This window comes from Actinoplanes sp. NPDC051346, from assembly GCF_040682215.1.
Taxonomy (GTDB): Bacteria; Actinomycetota; Actinomycetes; order Mycobacteriales; family Micromonosporaceae; genus Actinoplanes.
Window position 1 is genome coordinate 923,084 of sequence record NZ_JBFBAJ010000001.1, and the last position, 18,483, is coordinate 941,566.

An 18,483-nucleotide genomic window follows, 5' to 3' on the forward strand; every position below is an offset into this window, starting at 1 on the left:
CATGGAGACCTTCGGACGGCGGCTGCGCGCCGCCACGGATGCCAGGGGACCGCTGTGCGTCGGCATCGATCCCCACGCCGCTCTGCTGGCCCAGTGGGGCCTCTCGGACGACGTCGCCGGCCTGGAACGCTTCAGCTTTACGGTTGTCGAAGCACTGGCCGATCGGGTCGCCGTCTTCAAGCCGCAGTCGGCGTTTTTCGAGAGATTTGGATCACGCGGCATCGCCATCCTTGAGTCAACTATCCGACAGTCACGAGAGGCCGGCGTGCTCGTGCTCTTGGACGTCAAAAGGGGCGACATCGGCTCGACGATGGGCGCGTACGCGAGCGCCTATCTGGATCCGGACAGTTCTCTGTGTGCTGACGCGATTACTGTGAGTCCCTATCTCGGCGTCGGCTCGTTGCGGCCGGCGTTCGACGTGGCGGCCGCGAACGGCGGCGGCGTCTTCGTTCTCGCGCTCACCTCGAACCCCGAGGGACCGTCCGTCCAGCATGCGCGCGCCGCCGACGGCCGGACCGTCGCGCAGACCGTCATCGACGAGATTTCCCAGCTCAACGCAGGTGCGGGAGATCTTGGAAGCGTGGGACTCGTGGTCGGCGCGACGATCGGAGAGACCGGTCACGATCTCTCGGCCGTCAACGGGCCGCTGCTCGCTCCGGGCCTCGGAGCCCAGGGCGGAGACCCCGCCGGCCTCAAGGCGATCTTCGGCGAGAGCCTGCGGAACGTGCTGCCCTCGTACTCACGCGAGGTTCTGTCGGCGGGCCCGGACGCGGGCGCGCTGCGGGCCGCCGCGGAACGCGCTGCGGCCGCCTGCCGGGCCGTGATCGGGTGAAACGGGCCGCCTACCAGGCCGGGCCGCAGGCCGGTGAGGGGTACCCCCACGTTGCCGAAAGCGCCGTTGAGCCGCTAGTTTTCCCGGCGCCGGGAACCACATGCCCCTTTGGTTCCCAGGCACACCACGTTTCACAGATGCGCCGGTATTCAACTACCAGCGCGATAGGGACCTGAGGAGAACTGGTGCCGCTCCCGTCATTGACCCCCGAGCAGCGTGCAGCCGCGCTAGAGAAGGCCGCGGAAATTCGCAAGGCCCGGGCAGAGCTGAAGGATCAGCTCAAGTCTGGCAAGACCACCCTCGCCGCCGTGCTCGACCGGGCTGAGGGCGACGATGTCGTCGGCAAGCTGAAGGTCTCGGCCGTGCTCCAGGCGCTGCCGGGCATCGGCAAGATCCGGGCCACCCAGATCATGGAGAAGCTCAAGATCGCCGACAGCCGTCGCCTTCGTGGCCTCGGTGAGCAGCAGCGTAAGGCCCTCCTGGGGGAGTTCGCTGCGAACTGACTTACCGGCTCGTGTTCAATGAGCCTGTGAGCATGGATGACGACGCGCGCCCGGCAGCCCGACTCACCGTCCTTTCCGGCCCCTCGGGGGTGGGCAAGGACAGCGTGATCGAGCTGATCCGGGCGCGCTCGCCATGGATCAAGCTGTCGGTGTCGGTGACCACCCGCAAGAAACGGGACTACGAGACCGACGGTGAGCACTACCACTTCGTCACCCGTTCGGAGTTCCAGCGCCTCGTCGACGGCGACCAGCTCCTGGAGTGGGCGGAGTTCGCCGGCAACCTCTACGGCACGCCCCGGGCCCAGGTCGAGGGATGGCTGTCGCAGGGCCGACCGGTGCTGCTGAAGATCGACCTCCAGGGCGCCCGCCAGGTCCGCGGCACGATGGCCGACGCCCAGCTGGTGTTCCTGGCCCCGCCGAGCGTCGAGGAGCTCCGCCGCCGCCTCATCGGCCGTGGCACCGACGACGAGGAGACCATCCGCCGCCGCCTCGCCCACGCGGACGAGGAGCTGGCCGCCGAGAAGGAATTCGACCGTACGGTGGTCAACGACTTCGTCGAGCGCGCCGCGGACGAGCTGGTAGGATTGCTCGGTTCGTCGTTCCTGACTCCCGCCCAGGCGCCGGAGGCGTAGGGACGCCGACTCGCAGGCTCAGCTCCCAAAATCGTGAGGAAACCATTCCGTGGGAACCATCGCCAACCCCGAAGGCATCACCAACCCGCCGATCGACGAGCTGCTCGACAAGACCTCGTCGAAGTACTCGCTGGTGATCTTCGCGGCCAAGCGCGCCCGCCAGGTCAACGCCTACTACAGCCAGCTCGGTGAGGGTCTCCTCGAGTACGTCGGCCCCCTCGTGGAGACGACGCCGCAGGAGAAGCCGCTGTCGATCGCGATGCGCGAGATCAACGCGGGGTTGCTCACCGCCGAGGCCACCGACCAGCCCTGAGCGTCCTCCGGGCTTACTTCGAGCAAGTTCCGACCCGCGTCCGCGCTGCTGCGGCCGCGGGTCGTCTCGTCTGACGGGAGTGGTCATGACCGAGGTCGTGCTCGGCGTCTGCGGTGGGATCGCCGCGTACAAGGCCTGTGAGCTGCTGCGGCTCTTCACCGAGTCCGGTCACGGGGTGCGCGTCGTGCCGACCGCGTCGGCGCTGGAGTTCGTCGGCCAGCCCACGTGGGCGGCGCTGTCCGGGCGGCCGGTCACCGCCGCGGTGTGGGACGACGTGCACGAGGTGCCGCACGTGCGGATCGGCCGGCAGGCCGAGCTCGTCGTCGTCGCACCCGCCACCGCCGACCTGCTCGCCAAGGCGGCCCATGGCCTCGCCGACGACCTGCTGACCAACACGCTGCTGACGGCGACCTGCCCGGTGGTCTTCGCGCCCGCGATGCACACCGAGATGTGGGAGAACGCCGCCACCCAGGCCAACGTGGCCACGCTGCGCGAGCGCGGTCACGTCGTCATCGAGCCCGCGGTCGGCCGGCTGACCGGCGCCGACACCGGCAAGGGACGGCTGCCCGACCCCCAGGAGATCTTCACCACCGCGCTGCGGGTGCTGCGGCGCGGCACCGCCGGCGGCGCCGATCTCGCCGGACGTCACGTCGTGGTCACCGCCGGCGGCACCCGGGAGCCGCTCGACCCGGTGCGCTTCCTCGGCAACCGGTCGTCGGGCAAACAGGGGTACGCCCTCGCCCGCGCGGCGGTCGCCCGCGGCGCCCGGGTGACCCTGGTTGCGGCGAACGTCACACTCGGCGTGCCGGCGGGTGCCGACGTGGTGCCCGTCGGCACAACCGAGGAACTGCGCAAGGCCACGGTCGAGGCCGCCGCCGGAGCCGACGTCGTCGTCATGGCCGCCGCCCCCGCCGACTTCCGCCCCGCCGACGTGGCCGAACACAAGATCAAGAAGACCGACGACGGCGTGGTGCCGGCCATCGCGCTCGTCACCAACCCGGACATCGCCGCCGAGATCGGCGCGGCAAAAGGCCCAGGTCAGCTCTTGGTGGCCTTCGCCGCCGAGACCCGCGACGCGCTGGAGAACGCCCGGATCAAGCTCACCCGGAAACGCGCCGACCTGATCGTCGTTAACGAGGTGGGCACTGACCTGGTCTTCGGCGCCGACCACAACACGGTGACCATCCTGGGCGCCGACGGCAGCACCCGTGGCCTCGGCGAACTTCCCAAAGACGAGGTTGCCGACGCTATCTGGGACGAGGTCGTCTTTCGTCTCGAACCCCAGGCCAAGCAGGATGGGACGGCATAAGACCGGGCCTGCGCCCATTAAGCCGCGGTGACTACACTGCCGCGGAACGAACCTTCGACGAATCTGAGGAGCACCGTGGCACGCCGCCTGTTCACTTCCGAGTCGGTCACGGAAGGCCACCCGGACAAGATCGCTGATCAGATCAGCGATGGCATTCTCGACGCACTGCTCTCGCAGGACCCGCGCAGCCGCGTCGCGGTGGAGACCCTGATCACCACCGGTCAGGTGCACGTCGCCGGAGAGGTGACGACCCAGGCGTACGCCGACATCCCCAGCATCGTGCGCGAAACCATCCTCGGCATCGGCTACGACTCGTCGAAGAAGGGCTTCGACGGCGCCTCCTGCGGCGTCAGCGTCTCGATCGGCTCGCAGTCGCCCGACATCGCCCAGGGCGTCGACAGCGCCGTCGAGCTGCGCGAGGGCAACTCCGAGCACGTCCTCGACGCGCAGGGCGCCGGCGACCAGGGCATGATGTTCGGCTTCGCCTGCTCGGAGACCCCCGAGCTCATGCCGCTGCCGATCGCGCTCGCGCACCGCCTCGCGCGGCGCCTGTCGGCCGCCCGCAAGGACGGCACGATCCCCTACCTGCGCCCGGACGGCAAGACCCAGGTCACCATCGAGTACGACGGTCTGCGCCCGGTCCGCCTCGACACGGTCGTCGTGTCGTCGCAGCACGCAGCCGACATCTCGCTCGAGTCGCTGCTGACCCCCGACGTTCGCGAGCACGTCATCGCCCCCGAGCTCGAGGGCCTCGGCCTGGACACCGAGGGCTACCGCCTGCTGGTCAACCCGACCGGCCGCTTCGAGATCGGCGGCCCGATGGGCGACGCCGGCCTCACCGGTCGCAAGATCATCGTCGACACCTACGGCGGCTACGCCCGCCACGGCGGCGGCGCGTTCTCCGGCAAGGACCCGTCCAAGGTGGACCGCTCCGCGGCGTACGCGATGCGCTGGGTCGCCAAGAACGTGGTCGCCGCGGGCCTCGCCGAGCGTTGCGAGACCCAGGTCGCCTACGCCATCGGCAAAGCCCACCCGGTCAGCCTCTTCGTCGAGACCTTCGGCACCGAGAACGTCCCGGTCGAGCGGATCGAAAAGGCCATCAACGAGGTCTTCGACCTGCGCCCGGCCGCGATCATCCGCGACCTCGACCTGATGCGCCCGATCTACCAGCAGACCGCGGCCTACGGCCACTTCGGCCGCGAGCTGCCGGAGCTCCTCTGGGAGAACACCGACCGCGCCCAGGACCTCAAGTCCGCGGCGGCCTGACCCGCACCGCCCGGCGGGGCGCGCCGGCCCGGTCCCGAGAGGTCCGACCGCATTGACGCAGCAAAAGGGTGCCCCGGCCAGGTCCGGGGCACCCTTTCCATTTCCCGGCGCGGCCAATGCGGTCCCCGGGAGGGCGTCCGTGCGGCGAGCGGGTCGGGTTCCGGGCGTGGTTGATGCGGTGTCTGGGAGGGCGTCCGTGCGGCGAGCGGGTCGGGTTCCGGGCGTGGTTGATGCGGTGTCCGAGAGGCCGTCCGTGCGGCGCACGGGTCCGGGGGAGACGGCCGTGGGGCGCGACGGGCCGGGGGACAGACGTGGCGAGCACGACGGTCTCGGAGAGGCCGATGCGGAGCGCGAGGGTGAGGCCGCGCTGTTCGCCGGGGATGTCATACCCCGGCGCGAGAATGGGCGGGTGACGGCGAAGAGCAGGGAGCGGGAACCGGCGGCGGTGCTGCCGGTCGGCCGCGTCTGCGTCGACGTGCCGCTGCCCCACCTCGACCGGCCTTTCGACTACCTCATCCCGGCGGCCGACGACGCCGCGGCGCAGCCCGGCGTGCGGGTGAAGGTGCGTTTCGCGGGCCAGCTGGTCAACGGCTTCCTGCTCGAACGGGTGGAGTCCAGCGCCCACGCCAAGCTCGCCTATCTGGAAAAGGTGGTCTCCGCCGAGCGCGTCCTCGATCCGGAGATCGCCCGCCTCGCCCGAGCGATCGCCGACCGCTATTCGGGAAGCCTCCCGGACGTCCTGCGGCTGGCAGTGCCACCCCGACACGCCCGCGTCGAAACCCAAGCCACCCCCACGGCCGATCCGACTCCTGTCGGTGCCGCTCCTGTCGGTGCCGCTCCCGTCGATGGCGCTCCTGTCGGTGCGGCGAGCCTGGTTCCCGTCGGTGACGCGGTCCCTGCCAGCCTCGCGGCCACGGGCGATGCTGCCGCCGGGCCGGGCCGGGTTCCCGGTGCCGTTGAGACTCACGGCGATGAGAGCCACCTGAGCGACGCAGAAGGCGCGCTTAGGCCGAACTCGTCGAGTCGTCGGGAGCAGAACGACGGCAGCGATCAGGGCAACGGCGGCGGCCAGAGTGACGGCGGCGGCCAGAGTGACGGCGGCGGCCAGAGTGACGGCAGCGATCAGGGCAACGTCGGTGGCCAGGGCAACGTCGGCGGCCACAGTGACGGCGGCGGCCAGAGTGACGGCAGCGATCAGGGCAACGTCGGTGGCCAGGGCGACGTGGGTGGCCAGGGCGACGTCAGCGGCCAAGGCGACGTCAGTGATCAGAGCGACGGCAGCGGCCAGAGCGGATGGGATGCCTACTCGGCCGGGGCTCCCTTTCTTCGCGCTCTCGAACAAGGCCGCCCGGCGCGGGCGGTGTGGTCCGCCCTACCGGGTGAGGACTGGCCCGCCCGGATCGCCGAGGCCGCGGCGGCCACCGTGCGGGCTGGGCGGGGCGTCGTCGCCGTCGTGCCCGACGCCCGGGATCTCGAGCGGCTTGATCGGGCGCTCACCGCGAGGCTCGGTGACGGGCGGCACGTGGCGCTGCATGCCGCCGCCGGGCCCTCGGAGCGCTACCGGCGGTTCCTCGCCGCGAGTCGCCACCGGGTTTCCGTCGTCGCGGGGACGCGGGCGGCCATGTTCGCGCCGGTCGCCGATGTCGGGCTCGTCGTCATCTGGGACGACGGCGACGATCTGCATGCCGAGCCGCGGGCGCCCTATCCGCATGCCCGGGAGGTGCTGCTCACCCGGGCGCAGCTGGCCGGGTGTTCTGCGCTTGTCGGCGGCTTCGCGCGTACCGGAGAAGCGCAGTTGCTTTTGGAAACGGGATGGGCGAAGGAGATCGTGGCCTCCCGGGAGGTGTTGCGGGCCCGCTGCCCCGCCATCGCGCCTACCGGTGACGATCCGCAGCTCGCTCGCGACCCGGGTGCGGTGACCGCGCGGCTGCCCAGCCTGGCGTGGCAGACCGCGCGGCAGGCGTTGCAGTCCGGCGCGCCGGTGCTCGTTCAGGTGCCTCGGCGCGGCTACCTGCCGTCGGTGGCTTGCGCCGAGTGTCGGACGCCCGCGCGGTGTCCGCACTGTTCCGGGCCGCTCGGGCTGGCTGGTGCGCGTTCGGTGCCTGCCTGTCATTGGTGCGGGCGTGCCGCCGCGGTGTACGCGTGTCCCGCGTGTGGTGGCCGCCGGCTGCGGGCCTCGGTGACCGGTGCCCGGCGGACGGCGGAGGAACTCGGACGAGCTTTCCCCGGCGTGCCCGTGCGCACCTCCGGACGGGACGAGATCCTCGACACCGTGCCCGGCGATGCCTCGGTGGTCGTCGCGACGCCGGGTGCGGAGCCGATCGCCGAGGGTGGGTACGGCGCGGTGCTCCTGCTGGACACCTGGGCGCTGCTGAGCCGTGCTGACCTGCGGGCCGCCGAGGAGACGATGCGGCGGTGGCTGTCCGCCGCCGCGCTGGCCCGGCCGGGGGCGGCGGGCGGTCGGGTCGTGGTCGTCGCCGACGGTTCGCTCGCGCCGGTGCAGGCGCTGCTGCGGTGGGATCCGGCGTGGTTCGCGGCACGCGAGCTGGCCGAGCGCCGTGAGCTGCGGTTTCCGCCGGCCGCCCGGTTCGCGAGTCTCACCGGCCGCACCGAGGCGGTCGCGGAGCTGCTCGCGGCGACCCGATTGCCCGACGGCGCGGAGGTGCTCGGGCCGGTGCCGGCCCCCGACGATCAGGAACGCATGCTGGTGCGGGTGTCCCGGAGCCGCGCCGCCGACCTGGCCCGCGCCCTGCACGAGGGCGCCGCGGTGCGCAGCGCGAAGAAGGCGGCGCTGTCGGTGCGCGTTCAGATCGACCCGGCGGAGCTGCTGTGACCGGAGCGGGGCCGCTGAGTCGGTGGAGATCGACATTGATGTGCGTCGTCAGCACAATGGAGCGATGAACGTCGCCGAAGCCGTCTCCCGGCTGCTGTCGCCCGGTGCCGGGCATGATCCCTACCCCGCGTACCCGTTGCCCATCGGCGGTGATCTGCGCCCTGCTCGGGGTGCCGGAGGCCGACCGGCCGCAGTTCCGGCGGCTCGCCGAGGCGCTCACCGCGGTGTTTCGACTCCCCGGTGCGGTTGACCGAACGCTTCGCGGGGGCGGCCACCCGGATCGCCGGGTTGCCCGTGCCGGCCGGCAGCGAAGTCGTTCTGTTCCTCGGCGCCGCCAACCGGGATCCGGCCCGGTTCGCCGACCCGGACCGCTTCGATCCGGACCGGTCCGGCAACGCGCCGCTGTCGTTCGGCGCGCCGAGGCAGTACTGCCTCGGCGCGCCGCTGGCGCGGCTCGAGGCGCAGGTCGCGCTGCCCGCCGTGCTGCGTCGTTTTCCGGCGATCGAGGCAGCCGGTGAGCCGGTCCGCCGTGACCGGCTCACGCTGCGCGGATGGGCGACTCTTCCGGTCGCGCCGGGCTCCGTAGACTGCAGGGGCGCGCCGGGCTCCGTAGCCTGAGGGCGTCAAGTCTTCACCCGAGTCAGGAGTGGCACCGCGTGACCGTCCAGCCCATCCGTCTGTTCGGCGACCCGGTGCTGCGTACGCAGGCCGACCCGGTCACCGGCTTCGACAAGGAACTGCGCACTCTCGTGAAGGACCTCACCGACACCATGCTCGACGAGGGCGGCGCGGGCATGGCCGCCCCGCAGCTGGGCGTCGGCCTGCGGGTGTTCGCGTTCGACGTCGATGACGTGGTGGGTCACATCGTCAATCCGGTGCTCGCCTTTCCCGACGACGAGGAGCAGGACGGTCCGGAGGGCTGCCTGTCCATCCCCGGCGTCTACGTCGATACGAAACGCCGTCAGAACGTCGTCGCCGAGGGCTTCAACCAGCACGGCGATCCGATCCGTCTGATCGGTTCCGGCCTCATGGCCCGGTGCGTGCAGCACGAGACCGATCATCTCGACGGGGTGCTCTTCCTGGATCGCCTAGACACCGCCGCCCGCAAGGACGCGATGAAGCAGATCCGCGCTGCCGAGTGGTATGACGCGGCTAGTCCGCCCGTGGTCAAGGCAAGTCCGCACGGCCACGGCATCTTCGGTTTGGGACGGTGACCATGCGCCTGGTTTTTGCCGGTACGCCGGAAGTCACGCTGGCGTCCCTCGACGCGATCGCGGCGTCCTCGCACGAGCTGGTCGCCGTGGTGACCCGCCCCGACGCCCCGGCCGGGCGGGGTCGGCGGCTGGTCCGCTCGCCCGCCGGCGCCTGGGCCGACGAGCGCGGCATCGAGGTGCTCACTCCGCAACGCCCGCGGGAGCCCGAATTCCAGGAGCGGCTGCGGGAGATCGCGCCCGACTGCGTGCCCGTCGTCGCGTACGGCGCCCTGGTGCCGCCGCCCGCGCTGGCTATTCCGCGGCACGGCTGGATCAACCTGCACTTCTCGCTGCTGCCCGCCTGGCGGGGCGCGGCGCCGGTGCAGCATGCCGTCCTGCACGGCGACGAGGTCACCGGCGCGAGCGTGTTCGCGCTGGAGGAGGGCATGGACACCGGCCCGGTCTACGGCACGCTGACCGAGCGGATCCGGGCCGTCGACACCTCCGGCGACCTGCTGGGCCGGCTGGCGACCGAGGGCGCGGGGCTGCTCGTCGCCGTGCTCGACGCGATCGAGGCGGGCACCGCCCGGGCCCATCCGCAGCCGGCGGACGGCGTGAGCATGGCGCCGAAGATCACGGTCGAGGACGCGCGGGTGCGCTGGGACGATCCGGCGTTCGCGGTTGACCGGCGGATCCGCGCCTGCACGCCCGCGCCCGGCGCCTGGACGACGCTGCGCGGCGAGCGGCTCAAGCTGGGCCCGGTGCGCCCGGTGGCGAACGCGGTCGCACTCAAGCCCGGCGAGTTGCTGGTCGAGCGCACCCAGGTGCTCGCCGGCACCGCCACCACCCCGGTGATCCTCGGCGAGGTCCGGGCCGCCGGCAAGAAGCCCATGTCCGCGAGCGACTGGGCGCGCGGCCTGCGGATCAACCCGGGAGAGCAGCTTCAGTGAGTTCCGAGCACCGCGCCGACCGACCGCACAACCCCGGGCCGCGGCGCCCCGGCGGACCCGGCTACGGCCGGGGCCAGGACCGCGACGCCCGCACCGGCCGGGGTCCGCGCGGCGGCCGGCCGCCGTCGGATCCGGCACGGCAGGCCGCGTACGAGGCGATCGCCGCCGTGCACCGCGACGACGCGTACGCCAACCTGGTGCTCGGCGACATTCTGCGCGGCATGGGCCTGCACGGGCGGGACGCGGCGTTCGCGACCGAGCTCACGTACGGCACCCTGCGCGCCGTCGGCACCCTCGACCTGATCATCGCGGACGTCGCCGGCCGTGAGGTGGCCCGCATCGACCCGCCGGCCCGGGACGCGCTGCGGCTGGGCGCGTACCAGCTGCTGTTCACCCGGGTCCCGGCGCACGCCGCGGTGAACCAGACCGTCGACCTGGTGCGCTCGGTCGCGCCGGGCGCGGCCGGGTTCGCCAACGCGGTCATGCGCGGCATCTCCGAGACCAGCCTCGACGACTGGCTGACCCGGGTCGCGCCGACCTACGAGGAGAATCCGGTCGGCCACCTCTCGGTCGTCCACCACCACCCGGAGTGGATCATCCGGGCGTTCGCGGAGGCGCTCGGCGGCGACCTGGACGACACCGCGCGCCTGCTCCTGGAGGACAACCAGCCGCCGACGGTGCACCTGTGCGCCCGGCCGGGCCGCTCCGACGCGATCGAGCTCGCGGACGCTGTCGACGGGGTGCCGGGGGCGTTCTCGCCCTACGCGGTCTATCTCAACGGTGGCGCCCCCTCGGATGTCGCCGCTATCCGCGACGGTCGGGCGCACGTGCAGGACGAGGGCTCGCAGCTGGTCGCCGCCGCCCTGCTCGCCGCGCCGTTGGAGGGCCGCGACACCCGCTGGCTCGATCTGTGCGCCGGCCCGGGCGGCAAGGCGGGGCTGCTCGGCTCGATCGCCGCGCAGCGGGGCGCCGAGGTCACCGCCGTCGAGGTCGCCGACCACCGGGCCCGGCTGGTCGAGCAGGCCACCGTCGGACTGCCGGTCACGGTTCTGCCGACCGATGGGCGTACGGTCGGCCGCGATCCCGACCTGCCGGAGGAGTCGTTCGACCGGGTCCTGGTCGACGCGCCCTGCACCGGCCTGGGCTCGCTGCGCCGGCGTCCCGAGTCGCGCTGGCGCCGCCAGCCCGCCGACCTGCCGCCGCTGACCCGGCTGCAACGCGAGCTGCTGGTCGCGGCCCTGCGCGCGGTTCGGCCGGGCGGGGTGGTGGCGTATGTCACGTGTTCGCCGCACATGGTGGAGACCCAGGTGACGGTGAGCGAGGGTGCGCGGCGCAGCGGGGTCGAGGTGGACTTCGTCGACGCGCGTCCGCTGCTGCCGCCGGGCATGCCGAAGCTGGGCCCCGGCCCGACGGTGCAGCTGTGGCCGCACCGGCACGGCACGGACGCCATGTTCCTGGCGGTGCTGCGCCGCACCAGCTGAGGTCGGTCAGTCGACCGGGAGGACCGCCGGCCCGGCGTTCCTGAGCGAGCGGGTCAGGGTGCGCTCGGCGAAGTAGACGAAGCAGCGCACCCGGCGCTCGCCGGCCAGCCACTCGGTGCGGGTGGGGTTGTAGGAGATCCAGCCACTGCGGTACTGCATGTCCGAGTCGTCGGGCACCGCGGCGAAGCGGGCGATCACGCTGCGGCAGGCCGCCGCGCTGCGTTCGGTGCCGGCTTGCAGCTGCTCGTACGAGACGTCCGGCGCCCGCCACAGCCCGGCGAACTCGGCGCGGTGTTCTCCGGTGCACGGCGTGGGTCGCATCTCGGTCACCGCCTGCCCGTCGACCGTCGGGTCGAAGCAGCCCAGGCGCAGTGGGGACGGCCGGGTGAGCTCGCCGGAGAGGCTGTCTTTGCGGCCGCTCTGGCCGTACCCGTCGAGGTCTGCCTGGGTGACGTCGCAGCGGAACCAGCGCGCCCCGCCGGACCAGGCTTTCCGGGTGGGCCACACCACGTGCACGGCGATGCCGGCGGTGCGCCAGTCGCCGCCGAGGAAGTCCTCCGCGGCCGCCGAGCACTCCCGGTAGGCCGCCTTCGCGCCTGCGGTGCCCGGCGCGGGTGGCTCGGCGGCGCCGGGCGGGGTGCCGACGTGGAAGGTCTCGCTGACGTGGACCTCGTCACAGCTCGCCGGCCGGTCGTCGCCGGGGCCGGCGGTCTGCGTCAGCGCCTCGTGGCAGACGCCCGGCACCGGCCGGTAGGCCGCCGGTGCCGGTAGCGGCGCCCAGTCGTCGGTGAGGTCTTTGTCGGTGCCGCTCGGGGGCGCGCTGGTGCATCCGGCGGTGAGTGTCACCGCCGTCAGAGCCGTGATGACCCGACGCATGCTCCGACCCCTCCGCGGGAGAACCCCATGAGTATCCCGGCCCGGCGGACGGAGGCCATACACTTCACCGGTGGAGTCATCGCCGATCATCGCCCCCAGCATCCTGGCCGCGGACTTCGCGCACCTCGCGGACGCGGTCCACGACATCGAGGGTGCGGCCGACTGGGTGCACGTGGATGTCATGGACAACCATTTCGTCCCCAACCTCACCATCGGTCTGCCGGTCGTCCAGAGCCTGCGCAAGGCGACGACGATCCCGTTCGACGTGCATCTCATGATCGCCGACCCGGAGCGCTGGGCGCCCGGGTACGCCGAGGCCGGCGCCTACAACGTCACCTTCCACGCCGAGGCCTGCGACGACCCGGTGGCGTTGGCGAAGACGTTGCGCGCGGCCGGCGCGAAGGCGGGGCTGGCCATCGACCGGGACACCCCCGTCGAGCCGTACCTGGAGCTTCTGCCCTACGTGGACACCGTGCTCATCATGACGATCAAGGCCGGCTTCGGCGGCCAGAAGTTCCTGCCCGAGATGCTCGACAAGGTTCGTGACGTGCGCCGCCGCATCACCGCCAAGAACCTCGAGGTCCGCCTGGAGGTCGATGGCGGCATCGCGGTCGACACGATCGAACAGGCCGCCGAGGCCGGCGCCGACGCGTTCGTCGCGGGCACGGCCGTCTACGGCGCCGAGGACCCCGCCGAGGCGATCCGCAAGCTCCGGGCGCTCGCCGCGCGCGCAGACGTCCGAGCATGAACACCGGCGTCGGGCGCCAGAGTGACGAGCCGGGCGCGGATACCGAGGCCCGGCCCGACCTCGTGCTGGTCGTGGACGATGACGACGACATCGCCGGCTTCGTGGGCTTCAACCTCGAGGTGCACGGCTTCGAGGTGATGCGGGCGCGCGACGGCCAGGAGGCGCTCGAGCTGATGGAGACCCGCCGTCCCGATCTGGCGGTGGTCGACTGGATGATGCCGCGGATGGACGGCGTCGAGTTGACCCGTCGGTTGCGCGCCGAGCCGCTCACCTCCGCGCTGCCGGTGATCATGCTGACCGCCAAGGCGATGACCGTGGACAAGGTCGTCGGCCTCACCGCCGGCGTCGACGACTACCTGGTCAAGCCCTTCGACACCGCGGAGCTGATCGCCCGGGTCTCCTCGACGCTGCGGCGCACCAAGGAGTTCCGCGAGGTGTCGCCGCTGACCGGCCTGCCCGGCAACGCCCGGGTGACCCGCGAGATCGCCGACCGGATGCGGGCCGGTGGGGACTTCTCCGTCGGCTACGTCGACATCGACCGCTTCAAACCGGTCAACGACGTGTACGGCTTCGACCGTGGCGACGAGTTCATCACGGCCCTGGCCCACAGCCTGCATCGCGCCTCGACCGCCGCCGGTCGGCCGCCGGTGTTCCTGGGCCACATCGGCGGCGACGACTTCGTCTTCATCTGCCATCCCGACCAGGTGCTGCCCCTGACCAAGCACATGGTCACCGACTTCGAGGCCTCCGCCGACCAGCTCTACGACCCGGTGGACGCCCGCCGGGGCTACGTCGAGGTGCCGGACCGCCGGGGCGGCAAGCAGCGTGCCGCGCTGGTCACCCTGTCGATCGGCGTCGCGCAGTCCACCACGGGCGGGCGTCCCTATCCCGATCACCGGGCGGTCGTCGCCGTCGCCTCCGAGATGAAGAAGGTCGCGAAGAGCCAGCCCGGCTCGTACGTCGCGATCGACCGCCGTCGCCTCGACTCGGAGAACAGCGACGAGCCGCCATTGTGACCGGGATCGCCCTGTGGCATTTCGGCGTTGGCGTGCAAGACTGATCGGTAACCCACCACGCGCTGGCGGGACTCGGTGAAATTCCGAACCGGCGGTGATCCTTCCGAACCTGGGAGGTAAGCCCGCGACCCGGACGTCGTTTCCTTCGACGGACGGTGGACCTGGTGAGAATCCGGGGCCGACGGTTGATCGACCGGCACACACGCCGATCGGTCAGACAGTCCGGATGGGAGACAGCGCGCGGAGCAGGACCGAGGGCTCGTTGCGGCGTGCCTGGCCCGGGGTGGCGCGAAGCGTCCCCTGATGTCCTGTTCTCGGCGTTTTCTCCCTTTCCCTCGGCGCGTGACCGCACCGCGCCAGGGAAAGGCATTGAGATGGTCACCGAGCACGAGGCGATGGGACGCGCGATCGCGCTTGCCGCCCGTGGCCTCGGCACGACGAGTCCCAATCCGGTCGTCGGCTGCCTGCTGCTCGACCCGGACGGCGAGGTCGTGGGGGAGGGCTTCCACGCGTACGCGGGTGGGCCGCACGCCGAGATCGTGGCGCTCGCCCAGGCGGGCAAGCGCGCCCGGGGCGGCACCGCGATCGTCACCCTCGAGCCGTGCAACCACACCGGGCGCACCGGCCCCTGCGCCCAGGCGCTGATCGGTGCCGGCATCCGGCGGGTGGTCATCGCCGTCGACGATCCGACGCCGGTCGCCGCAGGCGGGGCGGCGACGCTGCGCGCCGCCGGGATCGAGATCGAGACGGGGATGCGCCGGCTGGAGGCCGAGGCGGGCAACGTGGCCTGGCTGACCGCCGTGCGCCGTGGTCGCCCGTTCGTGACCTGGAAGTACGCGGCCACCCTCGACGGGCGGTCGGCGGCGGCCGACGGCACCAGCATGTGGATCACCTCCGAGCCGGCCCGGGCCGACGTGCACCGCCTGCGCGGCACGGTGGACGCGATCGTGGTCGGCGTCGGCACCGTGCTCGCCGACGATCCCCAGCTCACCGTCCGGTATCTGCGCGACGGCAGCCTCGCGATCAAGCAGCCCCTGCGGGTGGTCGTGGACTCCCACGGGCGTACGCCGGCGAAGGCGCGCGTGCGCGACGCCGCCGCCGAGACCTGGATCGCGACGGCGGCCGCGGTGGGCGCCGGCCCGGACGGCCACGTCGACCTCCCCGCCCTGCTCACCGAGCTCTACCGCCGCGGCGTCCGCGCGGCGCTGCTGGAGGGCGGCCCGATGCTGGCGGGCGCGTTCCTGGCCGCGGGCCTCGTCGACCGGGTCGTCGGCTATGTCGCCCCGAAGCTGCTCGGCGGCGGCCGGGCCGCCCTCGTCGACGCCGGCATCACCACGATCGACGAGGCGATCGAACTGGACCTCACAGACCTCACGCAGGTCGGCTCCGACCTGCGCTTCACCGCCACGCTCCGGCAGAAGCCGTCCGACCTCCCCGCCCGCCACCCAAAGCCGGAATAGAGGAGTCTTATGTTCACCGGAATCGTCGAGGAACTGGGTGAGGTCATGTACCTCACCGACGCGGGGGGAGACTCGGCGGTACTTGCCGTGCGAGGACCTCTCGTCACATCCGACGCACGGCACGGCGACTCGATCGCGGTCAACGGGGTCTGTCTCACGGTTCTCGACACCGTCGACGGCGTCTTCACCGCCGACGTCATGGGCGAGACCCTGCGGCGCTCCTCCCTGGGCGCGCTGGGCTCCGGCAGCGCGGTCAACCTGGAGCGGGCCGCGACGGTCGGCAGCCGGCTCGGCGGGCATCTCGTGCAGGGCCACGTCGACGGCGTCGCCACGATCGTCTCCCGGGAGCCCGCCGACCAGTGGGAGGTGCTGACCTTCTCCCTGCCGCCGGAGCTGTCCCGCTACGTGGTGGAGAAGGGATCGATCACCGTCGACGGGGTCTCGTTGACCGTCATGGCGGTGACCACCGACACGTTCAGCGTGGGCCTGATCCCGACCACGCTCAAGCTCACCGTCCTGGGGTCCAAGGACGTCGGCGACCCGGTCAACCTCGAGGTCGACGTCATCGCGAAGTACGTCGAGAAGATGCTGGGGGATCGTCATGTTGGATGATATCGAGCGCGCTGTCGCGGACATCGCCGCCGGGCGGCCGGTCATCGTCGTGGACGACGAGGACCGGGAGAACGAGGGCGACCTGATCTTCGCCGCCGAGCACGCCACGCAGGAGCTGCTCGCGTTCATGGTGCGGTACACCTCCGGCTACATCTGCGTGCCGCTCACCGAGGAGGAGGCCGACCGCCTCGACCTGCCGCCGATGTTCCACACCAACCAGGACCGGCGTGGCACGGCGTACACGGTGACCGTCGACGCCCGCGAGGGCGTCAGCACCGGCATCTCGGCCGCCGACCGGGCGCACACGATCCGGCTGCTGTCGAGCGCCGACACCCAGCCGACTGACCTGTCGCGGCCGGGCCACGTCGTGCCGCTGCGGGCCAAGGCCGGTGGGGTGCTGCGCCGGGCCGGGCACACCGAGGCGGCGATCGACCTGGCGGTGCTGGCGGGGCTGCGCCCGGCCGGCGTGCTGTGCGAGATGGTCAACGACGACGGCACCATGATGCGCCTGCCCGACCTGGAGAAGTTCGCGATCGAGCACGACCTGGCGCTGATCAGCATCGCCGATCTGATCGCGTACCGGCGGCGGCGCGAGCAGCACGTGGAGCGGGTCGTGGAGACCCGGCTGCCGACGGAGCACGGCGACTTCACGGCGGTGGGCTACCGCACCGGCGTCGACGGCGCCGAGCACGTCGCCCTGGTGTACGGCGACCTCGGCGCCGGCGACGACATCCTGGTGCGCGTGCACTCGGAGTGCCTGACCGGCGACGTCTTCGGCTCGGTGCGCTGCGACTGCGGGCCCCAGCTCGACGCCGCCCTGGAACGGGTGGCGCAGGCCGGGCGGGGTGTCGTGCTCTACATGCGCGGGCACGAGGGCCGGGGGATCGGACTGCTGCACAAGCTGCAGGCCTATCAGCTGCAGGACCGCGGCCTGGACACCGTGGACGCCAACCTGGAGCTGGGCCTGCCGGCCGACGCCCGCGACTACGGCACCGGCGCGCAGATCCTCTACGACCTGGGCGTGCGCTCCATGCGGTTGCTCACCAACAACCCGGCGAAGCGGGCCGGGCTCGAGGGCTACGGCCTGACGATCACCGGCCGGGAGGCGCTGCCCGTGCGCCTGCACCCGGAGAACGTCCGCTACCTGCGGACCAAGCGGGACCGCATGGGGCACCTGTTCGAAGCGTTGGGCTGATAAGCCCCCTCGGGGCATGTGAGCATTCATCTAAAAGGGGGCAACATGGCCGGTTTTGGTGATCCGCACCTGCAGACCGTCGAGGCCGCCGGGCTGACGCTCGGTATCGTCGGCTCGCGCTGGCACTCCGACCTGGTCGACCACATGGTCGAGCGGGCGCAGGAGGCGGCCAAGGCGTGCGGCGTGGACCACGTGGTCGTGGCCCGGGTGGCGGGCTCGGTGGAGCTGCCGATCGTCGCGCAGGCGCTGGCGAAGAAGTGCGACGCGGTGGTGGCGCTCGGCGTGGTCATCCGCGGGGAGACGGCGCACTTCGACTACGTCTGCGACGCGGTGACCGCCGGGCTGACCCGGGTGTCGCTGGACGAGCGCACGCCCGTGGCACACGGCGTGCTGACCGTGGAGAGCCTGGGCCAGGCCAAGGACCGGGCCGGCCTCGAGGACTCGATCGAGGACAAGGGCTGGCAGAGCACGGTCGCCGTGCTCGACGCCGTCCTCGCGATCCGCGACGTCGAGAAGGGCTGACCTACAGCCGGCCCGCCTCGATGATGCGGGCCAGGAACTGTCGCGTCCGCGCCTCGACCGGGTCGCCGAGTACCTGCTCCGGCGGCCCGGTTTCGAGCACCCGGCCGCCGTCGAGGAAGACGACCCGGTCGGCGACCTGACGGGCGAAGCCCATCTCGTGGGTGGCCAGCACCATGGTCATGCCCTCGTCCTTGAGGCCGCGGATCATCGTGAGCACCTCGCCGACGAGCTCCGGGTCCAGCGCCGAGGTCACCTCGTCGAGCAGCAGCAGCCGCGGGCTGTTGACCAGGGCCCGCACGATCGCGACGCGCTGCTGCTGCCCGCCCGAGAGCCGGTCCGGGTAACTGTCCGCCTTGTCGGCGAGCCCTACCCGGTCCAGCCACCGCATCGCCTGGTCCCTGACCTCCGCGGCCGCGCGCCCGTGCACCTTGTCCGGGGCGAGCGTGATGTTCCGCAGCACGGTCATGTGAGGGAACAGGTTGTAGGACTGGAAGACCATGCCGATGCGGCGGCGTACCAGATCGGGGTCGGCCCGGGGATCGGTGATGTCCTCGCCGTCGAGCCGGATGACGCCGTCGTCCACGTCGGTCAGCAGGTTGACGCAGCGCAGCAGCGTGGACTTGCCCGAGCCGGAGGCGCCGATCAGCGCTACCACCTGGTGCTCGTCCACCTCCAGCGACAGGTCGTCGAGAACCACGGCGGGCCCGAAGGTCTTACGGAGGTTCTCGCAGGAGAGCAGCAT

The 18,483-nt window shown here is 72.0% G+C and carries 18 protein-coding genes, 1 pseudogene and 1 riboswitch; of the genes and pseudogenes, 17 read left to right on the forward strand and 2 right to left on the reverse strand.

Annotation, left to right across the window (positions count from 1 at the left end):
- The first annotated feature begins 1 nt into the window (after window position 1).
- From pyrF to AB0M36_RS04185, 11 genes and pseudogenes are all read left to right on the forward strand, one after another.
- Window positions 2-832, forward strand: a complete 831-nt coding sequence (gene pyrF / locus AB0M36_RS04135; RefSeq protein ID WP_364151958.1) for an orotidine-5'-phosphate decarboxylase — start codon at window positions 2-4, stop codon at window positions 830-832.
- A 185-nt stretch (window positions 833-1,017) separates the two neighbouring features.
- Window positions 1,018-1,335, forward strand: a complete 318-nt coding sequence (mihF, locus tag AB0M36_RS04140) for an integration host factor, actinobacterial type (RefSeq protein ID WP_285684834.1) — start codon at window positions 1,018-1,020, stop codon at window positions 1,333-1,335.
- A gap of 32 nt (window positions 1,336-1,367) precedes the next feature.
- Window positions 1,368-1,967: a guanylate kinase gene (gene gmk / locus AB0M36_RS04145; protein ID WP_364151961.1), complete on the forward strand. Its 600-nt coding sequence runs from the start codon at window positions 1,368-1,370 to the stop codon at window positions 1,965-1,967.
- Window positions 1,968-2,016: 49 nt separating this feature from the next.
- On the forward strand, window positions 2,017-2,280 hold the full coding sequence (rpoZ, locus tag AB0M36_RS04150) for a DNA-directed RNA polymerase subunit omega (RefSeq protein ID WP_071807772.1): 264 nt from the start codon (window positions 2,017-2,019) through the stop codon (window positions 2,278-2,280).
- A gap of 85 nt (window positions 2,281-2,365) precedes the next feature.
- Entirely contained in the window at window positions 2,366-3,589 is a 1,224-nt protein-coding gene (gene coaBC / locus AB0M36_RS04155; RefSeq protein ID WP_364151965.1) for a bifunctional phosphopantothenoylcysteine decarboxylase/phosphopantothenate--cysteine ligase CoaBC, read from the forward strand.
- Between the two features lie 75 nt (window positions 3,590-3,664).
- Window positions 3,665-4,855 carry a methionine adenosyltransferase gene (gene metK, locus AB0M36_RS04160; protein ID WP_364151967.1) on the forward strand — a complete coding sequence of 397 codons (1,191 nt, stop codon included), beginning with the start codon at window positions 3,665-3,667 and terminating at the stop codon, window positions 4,853-4,855.
- 448 nt (window positions 4,856-5,303) lie between these two features.
- Entirely contained in the window at window positions 5,304-7,688 is a 2,385-nt protein-coding gene (locus AB0M36_RS04165) for a primosomal protein N' (RefSeq protein ID WP_364152275.1), read from the forward strand.
- Window positions 7,689-7,916: 228 nt separating this feature from the next.
- Window positions 7,917-8,306: pseudogene (locus tag AB0M36_RS04170) on the forward strand (cytochrome P450); the annotation flags it as partial.
- A gap of 38 nt (window positions 8,307-8,344) precedes the next feature.
- The gene (gene def, locus AB0M36_RS04175; protein ID WP_364151969.1) at window positions 8,345-8,902 is read left to right on the forward strand and encodes a peptide deformylase; all 558 of its coding nucleotides are present in this window, start codon (window positions 8,345-8,347) and stop codon (window positions 8,900-8,902) included.
- Window positions 8,903-8,904: 2 nt separating this feature from the next.
- Window positions 8,905-9,831, forward strand: coding sequence for a methionyl-tRNA formyltransferase (gene fmt / locus AB0M36_RS04180; protein WP_364151971.1), 927 nt, complete (start codon window positions 8,905-8,907; stop codon window positions 9,829-9,831).
- Window positions 9,828-11,312 carry a transcription antitermination factor NusB gene (locus tag AB0M36_RS04185; RefSeq protein ID WP_364151973.1) on the forward strand — a complete coding sequence of 495 codons (1,485 nt, stop codon included), beginning with the start codon at window positions 9,828-9,830 and terminating at the stop codon, window positions 11,310-11,312. The genes fmt and AB0M36_RS04185 overlap by 4 nt, the downstream gene beginning before the upstream one ends.
- A 6-nt stretch (window positions 11,313-11,318) precedes the next feature.
- On the opposite strand, the gene AB0M36_RS04190 is transcribed toward AB0M36_RS04185, so the two are convergent.
- Window positions 11,319-12,188, reverse strand: a complete 870-nt coding sequence (locus AB0M36_RS04190; RefSeq protein ID WP_364151975.1) for a septum formation family protein — start codon at window positions 12,186-12,188, stop codon at window positions 11,319-11,321.
- Window positions 12,189-12,258: 70 nt separating this feature from the next.
- Here AB0M36_RS04190 and rpe point away from each other — a divergent pair, with 70 nt between their 5' ends.
- From rpe to ribH, 6 genes are all read left to right on the forward strand, one after another.
- Window positions 12,259-12,936, forward strand: coding sequence for a ribulose-phosphate 3-epimerase (gene rpe, locus AB0M36_RS04195; protein ID WP_364151977.1), 678 nt, complete (start codon window positions 12,259-12,261; stop codon window positions 12,934-12,936).
- A complete protein-coding gene (locus AB0M36_RS04200; RefSeq protein WP_364151979.1) occupies window positions 12,933-13,952 on the forward strand; it encodes a response regulator in 1,020 nt (339 codons plus the stop codon). The genes rpe and AB0M36_RS04200 overlap by 4 nt, the downstream gene beginning before the upstream one ends.
- A gap of 57 nt (window positions 13,953-14,009) precedes the next feature.
- A riboswitch (FMN riboswitch) is annotated at window positions 14,010-14,194 on the forward strand.
- Window positions 14,195-14,326: 132 nt separating this feature from the next.
- Window positions 14,327-15,412 carry a bifunctional diaminohydroxyphosphoribosylaminopyrimidine deaminase/5-amino-6-(5-phosphoribosylamino)uracil reductase RibD gene (gene ribD, locus AB0M36_RS04205; RefSeq protein WP_364151981.1) on the forward strand — a complete coding sequence of 362 codons (1,086 nt, stop codon included), beginning with the start codon at window positions 14,327-14,329 and terminating at the stop codon, window positions 15,410-15,412.
- Window positions 15,413-15,421: 9 nt separating this feature from the next.
- On the forward strand, window positions 15,422-16,024 hold the full coding sequence (locus AB0M36_RS04210) for a riboflavin synthase (RefSeq protein WP_364151983.1): 603 nt from the start codon (window positions 15,422-15,424) through the stop codon (window positions 16,022-16,024).
- Window positions 16,014-17,219: a bifunctional 3,4-dihydroxy-2-butanone-4-phosphate synthase/GTP cyclohydrolase II gene (locus AB0M36_RS04215; RefSeq protein ID WP_364151985.1), complete on the forward strand. Its 1,206-nt coding sequence runs from the start codon at window positions 16,014-16,016 to the stop codon at window positions 17,217-17,219. Before AB0M36_RS04210 ends, AB0M36_RS04215 begins: the two co-directional genes overlap by 11 nt.
- 45 nt (window positions 17,220-17,264) lie before the next feature.
- Window positions 17,265-17,741 (forward strand): 6,7-dimethyl-8-ribityllumazine synthase, encoded by a 477-nt coding sequence (gene ribH, locus AB0M36_RS04220; protein WP_364151987.1) that lies wholly within the window; start codon window positions 17,265-17,267, stop codon window positions 17,739-17,741.
- A gap of 1 nt (window position 17,742) precedes the next feature.
- Here ribH and AB0M36_RS04225 read toward each other — a convergent pair whose 3' ends face one another.
- The gene (locus tag AB0M36_RS04225) at window positions 17,743-18,483 is read right to left on the reverse strand and encodes an amino acid ABC transporter ATP-binding protein (RefSeq protein WP_364151989.1); all 741 of its coding nucleotides are present in this window, start codon (window positions 18,481-18,483) and stop codon (window positions 17,743-17,745) included.

Coding starts and splice junctions, on each gene's coding strand:
- ribH (WP_364151987.1), top strand. CDS start 17,265: ATGGCCGGTTTTGGTGATCCGCACCTGCAGACCGTCGAGGCCGCCGGG.
- gmk (WP_364151961.1), top strand. CDS start 1,368: ATGGATGACGACGCGCGCCCGGCAGCCCGACTCACCGTCCTTTCCGGC.
- fmt (WP_364151971.1), top strand. CDS start 8,905: ATGCGCCTGGTTTTTGCCGGTACGCCGGAAGTCACGCTGGCGTCCCTC.
- AB0M36_RS04225 (WP_364151989.1), bottom strand. CDS start 18,483: ATGCTGCTCTCCTGCGAGAACCTCCGTAAGACCTTCGGGCCCGCCGTG.
- AB0M36_RS04200 (WP_364151979.1), top strand. CDS start 12,933: ATGAACACCGGCGTCGGGCGCCAGAGTGACGAGCCGGGCGCGGATACC.
- AB0M36_RS04210 (WP_364151983.1), top strand. CDS start 15,422: ATGTTCACCGGAATCGTCGAGGAACTGGGTGAGGTCATGTACCTCACC.
- ribD (WP_364151981.1), top strand. CDS start 14,327: ATGGTCACCGAGCACGAGGCGATGGGACGCGCGATCGCGCTTGCCGCC.
- coaBC (WP_364151965.1), top strand. CDS start 2,366: ATGACCGAGGTCGTGCTCGGCGTCTGCGGTGGGATCGCCGCGTACAAG.
- AB0M36_RS04215 (WP_364151985.1), top strand. CDS start 16,014: ATGTTGGATGATATCGAGCGCGCTGTCGCGGACATCGCCGCCGGGCGG.
- pyrF (WP_364151958.1), top strand. CDS start 2: ATGGAGACCTTCGGACGGCGGCTGCGCGCCGCCACGGATGCCAGGGGA.
- AB0M36_RS04190 (WP_364151975.1), bottom strand. CDS start 12,188: ATGCGTCGGGTCATCACGGCTCTGACGGCGGTGACACTCACCGCCGGA.